16 protein-coding genes and 1 pseudogene are annotated in these 14,257 nt (G+C 66.6%); 12 read left to right on the top strand and 5 right to left on the bottom strand.

Annotated features, from left to right (window positions below):
- Window positions 1-151: 151 nt before the first annotated feature.
- From DN412_RS46225 to DN412_RS09310, 3 genes are all read right to left on the bottom strand, one after another.
- On the bottom strand, window positions 152-586 hold the full coding sequence (locus tag DN412_RS46225; protein ID WP_482764214.1) for a copper resistance protein CopQ: 435 nt from the start codon (window positions 584-586) through the stop codon (window positions 152-154).
- 904 nt (window positions 587-1,490) lie between these two features.
- Entirely contained in the window at window positions 1,491-2,057 is a 567-nt protein-coding gene (locus DN412_RS09315) for a TetR/AcrR family transcriptional regulator (protein WP_078199954.1), read from the bottom strand.
- Between the two features lie 272 nt (window positions 2,058-2,329).
- The gene (locus DN412_RS09310) at window positions 2,330-2,725 is read right to left on the bottom strand and encodes a hypothetical protein (protein WP_115014223.1); all 396 of its coding nucleotides are present in this window, start codon (window positions 2,723-2,725) and stop codon (window positions 2,330-2,332) included.
- Between the two features lie 377 nt (window positions 2,726-3,102).
- Here DN412_RS09310 and DN412_RS09305 point away from each other — a divergent pair, with 377 nt between their 5' ends.
- From DN412_RS09305 to DN412_RS09285, 5 genes are all read left to right on the top strand, one after another.
- Window positions 3,103-4,107, top strand: a complete 1,005-nt coding sequence (locus DN412_RS09305; protein WP_115014221.1) for an alpha/beta hydrolase — start codon at window positions 3,103-3,105, stop codon at window positions 4,105-4,107.
- A 205-nt stretch (window positions 4,108-4,312) separates the two neighbouring features.
- A complete protein-coding gene (locus DN412_RS09300; protein ID WP_115014219.1) occupies window positions 4,313-4,606 on the top strand; it encodes a hypothetical protein in 294 nt (97 codons plus the stop codon).
- Between the two features lie 110 nt (window positions 4,607-4,716).
- Entirely contained in the window at window positions 4,717-5,409 is a 693-nt protein-coding gene (locus tag DN412_RS09295) for an alpha/beta hydrolase (RefSeq protein WP_115014217.1), read from the top strand.
- Between the two features lie 62 nt (window positions 5,410-5,471).
- Window positions 5,472-5,840 (top strand): hypothetical protein, encoded by a 369-nt coding sequence (locus tag DN412_RS09290; RefSeq protein WP_115014483.1) that lies wholly within the window; start codon window positions 5,472-5,474, stop codon window positions 5,838-5,840.
- 111 nt (window positions 5,841-5,951) lie between these two features.
- Window positions 5,952-6,182: a hypothetical protein gene (locus DN412_RS09285; RefSeq protein ID WP_115014215.1), complete on the top strand. Its 231-nt coding sequence runs from the start codon at window positions 5,952-5,954 to the stop codon at window positions 6,180-6,182.
- A 151-nt stretch (window positions 6,183-6,333) separates the two neighbouring features.
- Here the strand turns inward: DN412_RS09285 and DN412_RS09280 are convergent, their stop codons facing one another.
- Window positions 6,334-7,461 carry an AGE family epimerase/isomerase gene (locus DN412_RS09280; RefSeq protein ID WP_115014213.1) on the bottom strand — a complete coding sequence of 376 codons (1,128 nt, stop codon included), beginning with the start codon at window positions 7,459-7,461 and terminating at the stop codon, window positions 6,334-6,336.
- Window positions 7,462-7,609: 148 nt separating this feature from the next.
- Between DN412_RS09280 and DN412_RS09275 the strand changes: the two genes are divergently transcribed.
- The 3 genes from DN412_RS09275 to DN412_RS09265 all read left to right on the top strand — a co-directional run bounded on the left by DN412_RS09275 (window position 7,610) and on the right by DN412_RS09265 (window position 8,674).
- Window positions 7,610-7,858 carry a hypothetical protein gene (locus DN412_RS09275; protein WP_115014212.1) on the top strand — a complete coding sequence of 83 codons (249 nt, stop codon included), beginning with the start codon at window positions 7,610-7,612 and terminating at the stop codon, window positions 7,856-7,858.
- A gap of 240 nt (window positions 7,859-8,098) precedes the next feature.
- Window positions 8,099-8,377, top strand: a complete 279-nt coding sequence (locus DN412_RS09270) for a hypothetical protein (RefSeq protein WP_078199946.1) — start codon at window positions 8,099-8,101, stop codon at window positions 8,375-8,377.
- A gap of 51 nt (window positions 8,378-8,428) precedes the next feature.
- Window positions 8,429-8,674, top strand: coding sequence for a hypothetical protein (locus tag DN412_RS09265; RefSeq protein ID WP_244222600.1), 246 nt, complete (start codon window positions 8,429-8,431; stop codon window positions 8,672-8,674).
- 15 nt (window positions 8,675-8,689) lie between these two features.
- Here DN412_RS09265 and DN412_RS09260 read toward each other — a convergent pair whose 3' ends face one another.
- Window positions 8,690-10,324, bottom strand: coding sequence for an acyl-CoA synthetase (locus tag DN412_RS09260; RefSeq protein ID WP_115014208.1), 1,635 nt, complete (start codon window positions 10,322-10,324; stop codon window positions 8,690-8,692).
- 268 nt (window positions 10,325-10,592) lie between these two features.
- Here DN412_RS09260 and DN412_RS09255 point away from each other — a divergent pair, with 268 nt between their 5' ends.
- The 4 genes and pseudogenes from DN412_RS09255 to DN412_RS09240 all read left to right on the top strand — a co-directional run.
- The gene (locus tag DN412_RS09255) at window positions 10,593-11,297 is read left to right on the top strand and encodes a Crp/Fnr family transcriptional regulator (protein WP_115014481.1); all 705 of its coding nucleotides are present in this window, start codon (window positions 10,593-10,595) and stop codon (window positions 11,295-11,297) included.
- A 121-nt stretch (window positions 11,298-11,418) separates the two neighbouring features.
- Entirely contained in the window at window positions 11,419-12,057 is a 639-nt protein-coding gene (locus tag DN412_RS09250; protein ID WP_115014207.1) for an AraC family transcriptional regulator, read from the top strand.
- Between the two features lie 392 nt (window positions 12,058-12,449).
- A complete protein-coding gene (locus tag DN412_RS09245) occupies window positions 12,450-13,082 on the top strand; it encodes a response regulator transcription factor (RefSeq protein WP_115014206.1) in 633 nt (210 codons plus the stop codon).
- Window positions 13,079-14,137: pseudogene (locus tag DN412_RS09240) on the top strand (sensor histidine kinase); the annotation flags it as partial. The gene DN412_RS09245 and the pseudogene DN412_RS09240, both read left to right, overlap by 4 nt.
- Window positions 14,138-14,257: the final 120 nt, after the last annotated feature.

The following is a 14,257-nucleotide window of genomic DNA, read 5'->3' as shown; positions in this document are numbered from 1 at the left end:
ACGGTGATGAGGGACCCGCTCACAAGGCAAAGTCCTACCCATCCACCAAGGATCACCGCAGTGTCACGCCAACGCATGATCAACTCCTGAGGCCGGGGCGCAAGCTTGCGCCCCGGCGGTTTTCAATGGCCGGCGTGAAGCCGGCCGGCTATCAGGCGATGGCGCCGTCGGTATAGGGGTCAGCCTTGCCTACGCGCGCACCGTCGGTGTACGGGTCGAAGCTGCGCGACGGCTGGGCCGACACGCCGCTGCGGTCCAGGCCGGCTACCGTACGGGCACCGTCCGTGTACGGGTCAGCCTTGCCAACGCGCGCACCGTCGGTGTACTGGTCAAAGCTGCGCGACGGTTGGGCCGACACGCCGCTGCGATCCAGGCCGGCTACGGTGCGGGCACCGTCCGTGTACGGGTCGGTCTTGCCAACGCGCAAGCCGTCGGTGTACGGGTCAAAGCTGCGCGACGGTTGGGCCGACACGCCGCTGCGATCCAGGCCGGCTACGGTGCGGGCACCGTCCGTGTACGGGTCGGTCTTGCCAACGCGCAAGCCGTCGGTGTACGGGTCAAAGCTGCGCGACGGTTGGGCCGACACGCCGCTGCGATCCAGGCCGGCTACGGTGCGGGCACCGTCCGTGTACGGGTCGGTCTTGCCAACGCGCAAGCCGTCGGTGTACGGGTCAAAGCTGCGCGACGGCTGGGCCGACACGCCGCTGCGATCCAGGCCGGCTACGGTGCGGGCACCGTCCGTGTACGGGTCGGTCTTGCCAACGCGCAAGCCGTCGGTGTACGGGTCAAAGCTGCGCGACGGCTGGGCCGACACGCCGCTGCGATCCAGGCCGGCTACGGTGCGGGCACCGTCCGTGTACGGGTCGGTCTTGCCAACGCGCGCGCCTTCCGTGAACGGATCGAACTTGCCGGTGCGGGCGCCATCCGTGAAGGTGTCGAACTTGCCGGCGCGGAAGGTGTAGCCGTACTTGTCGCCGGTGAAGGTGCTGTCCTGCACGCCGGCGGCTTGCGCCACGCCGCCAGCAAGCGCAGCGGCTAGGGTGGCGGCGGTAATCAGGGTCTTGGTGATCTTGGTCATGATGGGCTCCTGGGTGCGATATTTCGGGATCGCGTCAATTCGGTATCAGTGGCTGTTGCAGTCGTTCTTCCGATCCCGCATCTACTAGTAGATAGATAACCAGTTTCGAAAAAATGACCGCTTCCGGTCATGCAATGGGATCGCCACGTTTCCACCTTGTCTTGCCTTGTTGCTGGCGGTGCAGCGCTTCCATGGGTCTTATACTATCTACTACTAGGTAGATAGTCAAGGAAAAACATTTCTATCGGCCCGATAGCCTTTCCATTTCTGGCGCTATGCCATTGTTTTAAAATGGCTTTCTGCAATTGCCAAGTAGCCTGCGACGCATCGGCAGCCCGCCATGAGAAAAGCCGCCATGCAGCTTGCGCCACATGACGGCTTCAAACGCGCCACTGATATCGCGCGAGGAAACTCAGCCGGCGACAGCGGCCATCAGCGTGTCGGCCGCGGCCTCGACCCGGTCGGACGTCCCGAACAGGCGCGCAGCAATCAGCCCGCTCTGCAGCGAGCCGAACACCACCTGCGCCAGCCGCGCCGGCGGCACCGGGAACGGCGTACTGCGATGGGGCTGGGCGCGCTCCAGCAAGCCGGCCAGCCATTGTTCGTTCAGCAGGAAGAAGCCCTGCAGCATCTTGTGCACCGACTCAGGCAGGCACAGGGTCTCGGTCGACAGCATGCCGCACAGGCAGATCTGGTCCGAGCCGCAACTGGCGCGGAACGGCGCCAGGTAGATGGCGGCCTGCTCAGTGACCGGCAGGCTGGTGTCGATGGACCGGATGCGCTCGGCCAGGCGGGCGCTGTATTCCTTCACCGCCTCCTGGACCAGGTCCTCCTTGGCCGGAAAGTAATAGTGGATGCTGGAGGTCTTGACCCCTACCAGTTCCGCCAGGTCGCGATAGCTGAAGCCGTTAAAGCCACGGCGTCGGATCAGGACAAGGGTGTGCTCGAGCAGTTGCTCGCGTACGGATTGCGTTTTCATGAAAGCAGTGTATCTACGCGAAGATAGACGCTCAAGTTGAAATGCCCCGGGGCTGGGGTAATTCCCTAGCCACGGGGCATGTGCTTCATACAGCTTAACCAGGCAGGACCTGCGCGGCGAAGGTGATCATCGAGCCACTCGTCACGCAAAGCACAGCCCATCCGCCAAGCAACAGGATGCTGTCACGCAAACTCATGATGGACTCCATCGGACGGCAGTCGCCAGGACCGCCGCCGTAAGGTTATTGGCCGCCGGCCTGTCGCCGGCAGCAATCAGGCCAGGGCGCCGTCGGTATAGGGGTCGGCCTTGCCGACGCGCGCGCCGTCCGTGTACGTGTCGAAGCTGCGGGCCGGCTCGGACGAGACACTGCTTCGGTCCAGGCCAGCCACGGTGCGGTAGCCATCCGTGTAGGGATCGGACTTGCCCACCCGTGCGCCATCGGTGTACGGGTCGAACTTGCCGACGCGCGCGCCTTCCGTGAACGGGTCGAACTTGCCGGTACGTGCGCCTTCCGTGAAGGTGTCGAACTTGCCGGTGCGGAAGGTGTAGCCGTACTTGTCGCCGGCGGCGGTGCTGTCCTGCACGCCGGCGGCTTGCGCCACGCCACCGGCCAGTGCTGCAGCAAGGGTGGCGGCGGTAATCAGGGTCTTGGCGAACTTGGCATTCATGATGGGCTCCTTGGTGGCGATATTTCGTCAGTCGGTATCAGTGGCTTCCAGCCGGTCGCTTCACAGGCTCACATCTATCTACTAGTAGATAGATTTCCGGGCCTGAAAAAATGACCGCTCAGGTCATGCAATGGAATCGCCACGATTCCGCCCATTGTTGCTGGTCTGCGGCGGTGCAGCGGTGCCATGGACTGAATGCTATCTACTACTAGGTAGATAGTCAAGGCAAAAATTTTCTATCGCCGCTATAGTGACGCCCGGTTCGCTCCATGGGCGCACCGCACATCACAGTGATGGCTGGCAGTAAATGAACATTTCTTCACTTGAATGCCATGGCCTGCTAGCCTGAAGAGGACATCCCGACCGACACTGCGCCCATGCCTTCCGGCCCCCGCCCCGCTCATCCGCCGGCCCGCTACCGCTGGCTCGCCGCCGCCGTAGGGCTTGGGCTCGCCGCCGGTGTTGCGCGGCATCTGCTGTTTCGTGCGGTGGAGCGCAAAGCCTTTGTCACCCCGATGGATGAAACAAGCGACGCCGCGCCACCGGACAATTCAACCCCTACGGTGCGCCATGCCACGTTCGCCAGCGGCGACCGGATCCTGCACGCCGCGTCCATGCCGGCTGCCGACCCCGAAGCGCCGGCATTGATGGTGTGCCATGGCGACAACGAATGCCTGTCTGACTGGGCACCGGTGCAGGCCATGCTGGCCAGCGCGGGCATTGCCTCCTACGTGTTCGATTACAGCGGCTACGGGCACAGCACCGGCCGGCCCAGCGTGCGCCGTCTGCGCCAGGACACGCTGGCCGCATACCGTGATTTCATTGGGGTCACGCCGCAAGCGGAACGGCGCGTGGTGCTCGGGCATTCACTGGGCTCCGGCATCCTGCTGGACGTGGCGCGGCGTTTCGATCCGCAGCCCGATGGCTATGTCATTGCCGCAGGATTCAGCTCGGCGCGCCTGGCCGCGGTGCAGACCGGGCGTGTGCCCGCGTGGGCCGCGTGGGCCGCGTGGCTGCTGCCGGATCCGTGGGACAACGCCGCGCGCGCCAGCAAGCTGGAACGGCCGCTGCTGGTGGTGCACAGCCGTGACGATGCGGTCATCGTCCCGCCCCACGCCGAACGCGTGGCCAACTCTGCCAGGCATCTGCATGCATTGATCATGCACGATGCGATGCCGCACAACGCGGCCATCCTTCCCGAGCATATCGCAGCGTTCTGGCCGCCGATCATGCGCTTCGTGCGCGCGCAGGACGGCAATGCCGCGCAAGCGGTGTTGGCGGGAGACGACACCAGGCAGGATGCAAGACAGGAAGGCAATTGGCGCGAGGCCGGGAATGGTGCTGACACGCTGGCCACTGCAGGCGGCAAGCGCAGGCAATAAGGCCGCAGCGTCGTCACTGCGTAAATACAACACGGCCGGGCCCTGGCCGATTAATCTACCTCAGACTGTCGCAATCGGCAATCATCCTTGTGGGCGAGGCGCGACGACGAGGTGTCGGAGGGACTTTTTGCCGATTTCTTGTCTATATTGGTCCTCATGGCAAAAACATCGCAATTTCGCTGTTGACAGCACTGGAGGTACTGCCATGCGTTGGCTTGCAAACTTGTTCAGTCCGCCGACCCCGGAAAAAATCGCCGAAAGGGAACTGCAAGACATGAGGCTGACGCTATTCCAGGCCGAGCGGCGCTTGCTTGAGGCGCAAATGCAGGTCGCCTACTACCGCGACATGGTGGCATTCCTGGAGGATGTCTCGTCCCAGGGCGTGGAAGACGTGGTCGACAAGCGCCGCGCCACCACGTCGCCCACGCCGCCCATGCAGGACGTGCCGGCACGCACGCCCGGCCTCACCACGGTCCCGATCGTTCCGTCCGCAGCCTGACGCGGACCGGCCCGCGCCGGGGCATGCGGCAGGGCTGGCCCTGACCTGTGCGATACTCGCGCTGCCTGACGCCCATAGGGCGCAGGCGCACTGTCCACAGGAACCGGCCCATGAGCGAACTGCTGCCCGCGATCGAAATTGAAACCGCACCCAACCCGGGCTGCGCCGTCATCTGGATGCATGGGTTGGGCGCCGACGGCGGCGACTTCGCCCCGGTCGTGCCTGAGCTGCGGCTGCCGCCCGCGCCCGGCGTGCGCTTTATCTTCCCGCACGCGCCTGCCATCCCCGTGACCTGCAACGGTGGCTATGTCATGCCGGCCTGGTATGACATCTACTCCCTGGATGAAGCGGGCCGCCGCGCCGATGAAGCCGGCATCCGCACTTCGTGTGAAGCGATCCGCGCGTTGATTGCGCGCGAGAACGCACGCGGCATCCCGACCGATCGCATTGTGCTGGCCGGGTTCTCGCAAGGCGGCGCCATCGCCTACACCGCCGGGCTGGCGCACGCCGAGCCGCTGGCCGGCATCGTCGCGCTGTCCACCTATATCCCCGCGCCCGCGACGCTGGCTGCCGAAGCCAACGCCGCCAACGCCACCACGCCCGTGTTTGCCGCCCATGGCACGCAGGACGAGGTGGTGCCGCTGCAATTGGGTGTGGCCGCACGCGATTTCGTGCGGGCGCGGCAAAATCCGCTCTTGTGGCACACCTACCCGATGGGACATTCGGTCTGCCTGGAAGAGATCGCCGACATCGGCGCATGGCTGGCAGCGCGTTTTGCGCAGGCCGGCAGCGCGCAGTCCTGAGCCGCCCCCCTGACCAGATGATCGCCGGCCGCTGCGCCGCGCATCGCACCCAAGCCGTAAGCATGACCCTCGCCCCGCCGCACAGGATCGATTTCAATACCCGCAAGGCGCTGCTGTTCGCGCTGGCCGCCGAACGGCTGTCAGCCTTCTACGAGCATCGGCAATGGATGACCGACGCCCAGGGCGCCACCCTGGCTGGCGAGTGGCTGTCGCGCTCTAAGCTGCAGCTGCCGCTGTCCGAGCGGCGTCTGCTGTCTGAATTGAGCGACCAGTTTGCGCGCCAGCTGGCCGAGACGCTGTCACGCGAGGCCGGCCTGTATGCCGCGCACGAGATGATGGAAGCGCTCGATCCGAACTACCAGTCGGCATTTGCGTACGACATGCTGGAAGAATGCGAGCGGCTGCTGCGCGAGCATGGCGTGACTGAATAAGGGCGCTCCGCACGGGTCGGCACACAGCGGCAGCGTTTGCAAAGGTTGACAATCGCCTGACGCACGGGCGCGTAAACTCCGCGCACTGATGACGCCCCCTTCCCGCCTACCATGGAACGCAAGCACTGCCTGGCCTGGATTGCGCTGAGCATGATCGCAGCAGCCTTGCTGACGCTGCTGTGCCTGATCCTGAATGACCACGCCCAAACGCAGGCCGCCAGACGGGTCGAGCAAATGGCCACCCGCGTAAAACCCGCGGGTGCTGGCCTGATCCGCGCGAATGCCCCGTCCCAGCCCCAGCCATCCGAGCGGCCTTCCCCGGCCGTCAGCGCCCGGCACTGAGCAGCTCCGGGCGCGTCCCGGCCCGCAACCTCAGAACGACGACCAGGTAGTTAAGAAGGAAAGCGATGCGGGCCGGAGCGCGGGCTTGAGTGTAGACGCGCGCTCCGGCCGCAACTGCAAAGAATTGACAACGGCTTCGGGCCGCGATGCTTCAGCCGCCCTGCTTCGGCCACGCCATGCCTGCCAACGCAGCCAGTGCCTGGTAGGACGTTGCCAGGTGATAGGGCGAGGTCGATGGCATCTCGGCACGAACCACGTCGCCGGACGGCGCCAGGCATTCATGCCAGCCCTGTGCATGCAGGAAACGGCTGCGGAACTGGCCGGCCCACTCGGCAAGCGTAGCCAGTGACTGCGCCTCGCCATGCACGGCCAGCGCGCGGGCAAATTCGGTCTGCGCCCAGATGCGCTCAGTGCCGTCCAGCAGCGCGCCGTTCGCCTCCAGCGCGGCGCTGACACCCAGCGTGCCGGCAGCCACGCCATGCTGCTGCGCGAACGCGAAGGCCCGGCGCAAGGCATCGGCCAGCGGCAGGTCGCCAAACAGATCGGGCTTGCCCATCACCAGCGAAAACCACTCGAACTGGTGGCCAGGCTCGATGCGATTGTCCGCGCTGCCTTGCGGCAGCTCAGCGACACAGCCGCTGGCGGGATCGACAAAGCGTTCGTGCACGGCCATCGCGATCTCGCGCAGGCGTTCCGCGTACCACTCGTCCCCGGTCGCCTCCAGCGCCGCCAGGTAAGCCTCGGTCAGGTGCATGATGGGGTTCTGCAGCACGCCGGCGCCCTTGGGCCGGAAATGCTCGGTGAGCGCGGCGTAGTACAGGCCTTGTTCGTCAGCGAAGCGGTCCTCGACGATATCGACGGTTTCATCGAGCACGTCGAGCGCATCCGGGTTGCCGCACCGCGCGTGGTAAGTGGCGCAGGCAAAGATCACGAAGGCGTGGGTGTACAGGTCGCGCGTGGCATCGAGCGGTGAGCCGGCCGGGTCGACGCTGTAGATCCACGCGCCCTCGCCGTTGCCGAAGTAGGCCTGCAGCGAGCCGAACAGTGTGTCGGCATGCGCCTGCTTGCCGGCCAGCGAGAACACATAGAGCTGGCGCGCGCAGGCCATGGCGCGATAGCGGGACGGCGACAGCGGCGCGGCGCTGGCGCCGTCCAGCGCCTCATACGGCAGCAGCAGGTCGGCGTTCCAGCCGCTGGCGGTCCACAGCGGCAGCACGGCGGCATCGTAATGTGCCGTCAGGGCGGCGATCCGTTGGTTGAGCTCAGGCGAGATGGGCATGTTCGGGCGACGAAATCCGGGCGCGGCGAAAGCCGCAAAGGCCGTATCTTGCCATGCCGCGGCCGCAAGACAGTCATGGCATTTACGGCGTCCAGTTGCTAGCATCAATGCTCCCCACCCGCGAATGGGCGACTCCCGGGAGATTCCCATGTCGACTTTGCCCCTCACGCTGACTGACGATCACCGCACTCTGGTGCTCCACATCCTCGAAGATGCACCTGGCCAGTTCACCTGGCGCATCTTCATGGAAGAACGCTGTGGCGCCGCAGACGAGGATTGCACGGTCGCGGCACCTGCCAGCTACCACTCCTACGCAGAGGCCGAGGCCGCCTGCTGGGCTGCCGGCAACGGCATGCTGAACGGTCCGCGCGCCGCAGGCGAACTCCGCGCCACCTGATCTGTCCGCGGCATCGCGTAACCCTTGCACCAGGCGCCACGCGTGTCCTAGTCTGGAAGCGTGGCAGTGGCAACGCGGGGTATGCATTACCCGCGATTTTCCGTTCCGGCCACGCCCGGGCACCGTATGCTGCCCGGGGCGCTTCCTGCCACCTGCCTGTCATATTCCTGGCCTTAACTGACCTGGTCGCCATGCCGCCACTAGAAACGGGCACGGTGGGCAAGGCCGCAGGAGCATGCAATGGATAAGCCGGTCGTCACTCCGCAGCGCTTCGTTGAGCTGATGAACGAGCGCCTCACCAAGCATCCCCTCTTCCGCGAGGGCATGCGCGTCTATGCCATTCCGCAGCACACCGACCATCCGCGCAGCCTGGTCTGCGTGGGGCCGCGCGGCACCGAGTGCGTATGCGCCACCATTGAAAACATCGTACGGGGCGAATGTGAGGTATTCCCCGACATCGACCAGGACTGGCACCGCCCGCCCAAGGCTGGTTCCCACACCGAGATGCGCGCGCGCTGAGTTGTCCCGGCGCGCCTTACGCGTATGCCCAGCGGATGGCATGACCAGAACGTGACGTACCGCGGCCACCGCATCCATGTCGCGTCGCTGCGCTATGGCGGCCAGCATGACGGCTGGTGGACGCTGCGTGCGGAAGTCTGGCAGCACGGCACCAGGCTGGCGCTGCCCTGCCCGGCCGCGCAGATGCACTTCGGCTGCGCGGCCGACGCCACGCGCGCCGGCATCGCCTGGGGTCGCGAGGCCATCGACGCGCGCATCGCGGGCCTGCACGATGCCGAGGACGCGGCGCTGCAATAGCGCCGCTTCAGCCCGTCACACGTCAATCGCGGTATCGGACTTCACCTTGCGGCGCAGCTCGAACTTCTGGATCTTGCCGGTGGAAGTCTTTGGCAGGGGCCCGAAGTAGACCGCCTTGGGCACCTTGAAGCCCGCCAGCAGCGTGCGGCAATGCGCGATCAGCTCCTCCGCGGTGACGCTGGCACCGTCCTTCAACTCGACAAAGGCGCACGGCGTCTCGCCCCATTTGGCATCGGGCTGGGCCACCACGGCCGCGGCCAGTACTGCGGGATGCCGGTAGAGCGCGTCTTCCACCTCGACGCTGGAGATGTTCTCGCCGCCGGAGATGATGATGTCCTTGCTGCGGTCCTTGATCTTGATATAGCCGTCGGGCATGCATACGCCCAGGTCGCCGGTATGGAACCAGCCGCCGGCAAAGGCCTCGCGCGTGGCCTTCTCGTTCTTGAGGTAGCCCTTCATGCAGATATTGCCGCGGAACATGATCTCGCCGATGGTCTCGCCATCGGCCGGCACGGGCTGCATGGAATCGGGATCGAGCACCGCCACCTGCGACTGCAGGTGGTAACGCACGCCCTGGCGCGCCTTCTTGACCGCGCGGTCCTGCTCGGACAGCGTGCTCCAGTCGTCCTGCTCGGCGCAGACCGCGGCCGGACCGTAGACCTCGGTCAGGCCGTAGACATGGGTCAGCTCGAACCCCATCGCCTCCATCTGCGCCAGCACCGCCGCCGGCGGCGGCGCGCCGGCCACCATGCCGCGCACCGGGCCGCGCACGCCTTCGCGCCACGCGGCGGGCGCATTGACCAGCGCGGTATGCACGATCGGCGCGGCGCAGTAGTGGGTCACGCCCTCTTCGCGCATCAGGTCGAACACCAGCTTGGGCTCGAACTTGCGCAGGCACACATTGACGCCGGCACGCGCCGCGACAGTCCACGGGAAGCACCAGCCGTTGCAGTGGAACATCGGCAGCGTCCACAGGTAGACCGGATGCTTGGGCAGGTCCCACTCGAGGATATTCGACACCGCATTGATGGCCGCGCCGCGGTGGTGGTAGACCACGCCCTTGGGGTCGCCGGTGGTGCCGGAGGTGTAGTTCAGCGCGACGGCCTCCCACTCGTCGGCCGGCATTTGCCATGCGTATTCCGGGTCGCCTCCAGCCAGGAACGCTTCGTAGTCGGTGTCGCCGAACGGCGCCTCCTGCGGGCCCAGCGCGTCATGCACGGCGATGACCTTCAGGCCGGGGATTTCCAGTGCCATCTGGCGCGCCAGGTCGGCAAACTCGGTATCGGCAAGCAGCACGCGCGCCTCGCCATGGCGCAGCATGAAGACCAGGTTGGCGGCATCGAGACGGATGTTCAGCGCATTGAGCACGGCACCCGCCATCGGCACGCCGAAATGCGCCTCCACCATGGCCGGCGTATTGGGCAGCAGCGCGGCCACGGTGTCGCCCTTGCCGATGCCGGCACGCGCCAGCGCGCTGGCCAGGCGGCGTGCGCGCGCATAGGTGTCGCGCCAGTTCTGGCGCAGCGGGCCGTGCACGATGGCCAGGCGCTCGCCGTACACCTCGGCGGTGCGGACCAGGAAGTCAATGGGAGTAAGCGGCACGAAGTTGGCCGCGTTGCGGGCCAGGCCGCTGTCGAAATCGGTGGGCATTGCTTGTGTCTCCGCGTGTCTGGCACCGTTGGCGGCGGGGCCGCGCAACAGGCCGCGTGATGCTGTCGTTACGCTGCCAGGATGCAGCGATGGCCGGGGCGAGGTGACCATTGTCCGCGCCATCCGGCGCTGTCACTTTTTCTGGCACAAGGCTATCATCGCACACGCTGACGCACTGTCGTCCAGACGACAAACCTGCCGCAAACCCGCGCCAGGCAAGGCTTACATGATTCTTACAGGGATGCCGCCAGTCGCGTGCGCCCATGCCATGAGCGAACCCGCAGACCCGATTTCCGCCCCTGCCGCAGTGCTTCCCGGTCACGCCTGGTTCTGTGCGCTCGCGCCCGAACACCAGGCGCTGGCCGCGCGCGAAACGCTGCTACAGTCCTTTGCCGCGGGCGCCCTGATCGCCCGGCGCGGCGAGCCCTCGCGCCACTGGATCGGCGTGGACAGCGGCCTGATCAAGCTGGCGGTGTACACCCCCGACGGCCGCGGCTGCACCTTCTCGGGCGTGCCCGCCGGCGGCTGGTGCGGCGAAGGCAGCGTGATCAAGCGCGAAGACCGCCGCTATGACGTGATCGCGATCCGCGATTCGCAGGTGCTGCTGGTGCCCGAGCCGGTCTTCAACACGCTGCTGGCGCAGAGCCTGCCGTTCGCCAGCTTTGTCGTGCGCCAGCTCAACGAGCGCATGGGCCAGTTCATCGCCACCGTGCAGAACGATCGCCTGCTGGGCGCGGATGCGCGCGTGGCACAGGCGATCGCGCAACTGTTCCACCCGGACCTGTATCCGCGCACCAGCCCCGTGCTGGAACTGTCGCAGGAAGAAATCGGCCTGCTCACCGGGCTGTCGCGCCAGCGCGTCAACCAGGCGCTGCGCCGGCTGGCCGATGACGGCATGGTCCACCTGTCCTACCAGAGCATCCGCGTGACCGACCTGCCACGGCTGCGCCACTTCGGGCTGTCCGAGCTGTAACGCCGCCGTCACCAGACGCCGCCTGCGATCAGCCGGACCCACTCCGCAGCCTTGCGCGGCCCGTGGAATCCTGCGACAGTTACCGGCCGCACCCCCGCCTAGCTTCCGGGTTGTTCTTCGCATGCCGCTTGTCAGCCGTCACCACTTCCGCTTTGCCCGCCTGCGCTTCCCCTTTGCCGTGCATGTACAAGCCCTGCACGGCCTAGCCAGCCTGCGCGACGCCAATGCGCGGCGCGAGGTACGGCCCGGCGACCCGTTCGTGGTGCACGCCTTCGCCCACTTCGACTGCGACCTGCCGGGTACCTGGCAGCAACCCTGCGCCATCGTCCTGACGGCCGTCCCGGACAGCGAATGCCCCCGGCTCGCCGGCAAGCCCGCCGACAGGCCCTGGTCGCGCCAACTTGCCAGCCTGGTCTTTTCCCGCCCCGACACCGACTGGAACGCCGAGCGCCTGGCGGCGCAATGGCAGGTGCCGGCACGCGTGGTGCGCGCCCGGCTCTTTGCCGAGGGCGAGGCGCTGCATCCCTTGCTGCGCGAGCAACGAGCCGCCCATGCGCTGCACGCACTGGCCAGCGCCGCCGGCCCGGTGCCCTCGCTGGACCTGCTCGCCGCGCATGCCGGCCTGCGCTCGGCCAGCGCGCTGGCGCGCGGCTGGCAGAACTGGTTCGGCATCGATGCCGCGCGGCTGATGGAGGATTGCGGGGCTGGCAGCCGCACGCCCCCGGCAACCTGGCCCGGCTTCGTACCGGCGGCTGCCTGACAATCTGCGCTCCGACAGCTACCCCTTCGCCACACGACCTTCAGCCTGGACGCCGCATGGTGACGGGTTCACGATGGCCACCAGGCAGATCGCGCGTGCACTGCCTGCCGTGGGCACGACCAATGCGTTCTGGGACATGACCGTTTTTCCGGTGGACAGACCCGCACCAGCCGTGCGCAGGGAAGAGGCAAAAAAATACCCACAGCCGGGTGGTAGTGGGTAACGAAAGTGACGCGGGCACGTCGCGGAACAGCCCACGGCTCGAATCTTCGCACTGCGGTTCCGTGCGGCCAATAATCTTTCCGGACTAGTCGCACCCCCGCCCCGGGTGCATGGACAAGCGCCCGGGATTCTTGTCCAATGGCTTTCGCCCGCTGCCCCTCCTCTTGCCAATGCCCCACGCCCGACTGCTGCTGATCGACGACCATACCCTGTTCCGCACCGGCCTGCGCCTGGTATTGGCCGACAGCCCCAGCGTGGCGCAGATCATCGAAGCCGGCTCGGTCATGCATGCGGTGCAGGACCATGGCGGCGCGGCGGTCGATATCCTGCTGCTCGATATCCAGATGCCCGGACTGAACGGCATCGAGGGCGTCAAGGTGCTGCGCCGGCATTTCCCGGCTGCGCGCATCCTGATCGTCTCGGGCACATCGGGCCTGGAGATCATCCCGGCTCAGGTGCGGCGCGAGATTGCGGGCTTCCTGCCCAAGTCCGCCGATGCGCGCGAGATCGAGGAAGCCATTGCCTGCTGCCTGGCTGGCGGCACCCATTTTTCCGGCGAGACCGATGCCGGGGCTCCGCCCCCCGCGCCCTATGCCGCCAGCACGCTCACGCCACGACAGCTGGAGGTGCTGCACCAGCTCACGCTGGGCCGATCGAACAAGGTCATTGCCTACCATATGGGCCTGTCCGAAAACACCGTGCGCGTCCATGTCGCCGCCATCCTTGGCCATCTTGGCGTGGTCAGCCGCCTGGAGGCCATCCTCGAGGCCCAGCGCCGCGGCCTGGTGCAGGCGGCGCGATGACGGCGGACCCGGCCACACCAGTACGCAAGCGTCTGCGCTGGCTGCCCCGCTACGATGAACCGCGGCTGCTGGCCGCCCAGATGACCCTGATCGACCAGAGCTTCAGCAGCGCCATGCTGGGCTGCTCGCTGGCGGCGTTGATCCTGGCCGCGGGCCTGACCCTGACCGGCAACCGGCCCGGCGCCCTACCCTGGGCTTGCGCAATGGCCGTGGCTTGCGCCATCGCATACTTCGGACGGCTGCGGCTGCCGGGGCGGCTGACCGAGGCCGGCGCGGCGCGCTATGCGCGCGGCATGACCGCCATGCTGACGCTGATCGGCGCGCTGTGGGGCCTGGTCGCGTGGCTCTACCTGGACGTGCGCATGCCGGCGGTGGTGATCTGCATCCTGTCGCTGATCGCCGGCATGAGCGCGGCCGCGCTCGCGGTGTTCTCGGCATGCCTGCCGGTGGCGATCGGCTTCTTTGTTCCGGCGATCGTGCCGGTGTGGATGGTGTTCCTCGCCACCGGAGATCTCGAATACCTGCCGATGTTCCTTGGCACGCCGCTGTACCTGTGCGTGCTGCTTGTCTTCGCGCGCAACTATTCGCGCGTGGCGCGGCACGCAATCGCGCTGCGCTTCGAGAACGTGGAACTGATCTCGCAGCTGCGCGAGCAAACCGCGCGCGCCGAGGCCGCGCAGCACGCGGCCGAAGAAGCCAGCCGGGCCAAGTCGGTGTTCCTGGCATCGGCCAGCCATGACCTGCGCCAGCCGCTGCATGCGATGGGGCTGTTCCTGGTATCGCTCGGGCGTACCGGGCTGGATGAACGGCAGCGCCAGCTGGTGGCGCATATCGAAGCCTCTTCCGGCGCGGCACGCGAGATGCTGAACTCGCTGCTGGACTTCTCCAAGCTGGAAGCCGGCGTGATCACGCCCCGCGCGCGGCCGTTCCGCCTGCAGCCGCTGCTGCACAAGCTGGAAAACGAGTTCGCGCCACAGGCCGATGCGCGCGGGCTGGTGTACCGCACCCGCGATACCACCGCCACGCTCTACGGCGACCCCACGCTGGTCGAGCTAGGAGGCTGCGCGGCAGAAGCCAAATCGGCGAAAGATCGAGGACAATACGGGCATGGCTGCCAGTTACCTTCCTTATCAACCCGACCAATCCTATCTGCTGCCCCCTTCTCTGGAAGAGTG

It is taken from the genome of Cupriavidus lacunae, assembly GCF_003353055.1.
In the GTDB taxonomy this organism is placed as follows: domain Bacteria; phylum Pseudomonadota; class Gammaproteobacteria; order Burkholderiales; family Burkholderiaceae; genus Cupriavidus; species Cupriavidus lacunae.
The sequence above is the reverse complement of the archived record's forward strand: the minus strand, read 5'-3'. Positions and strand labels throughout refer to the sequence as shown.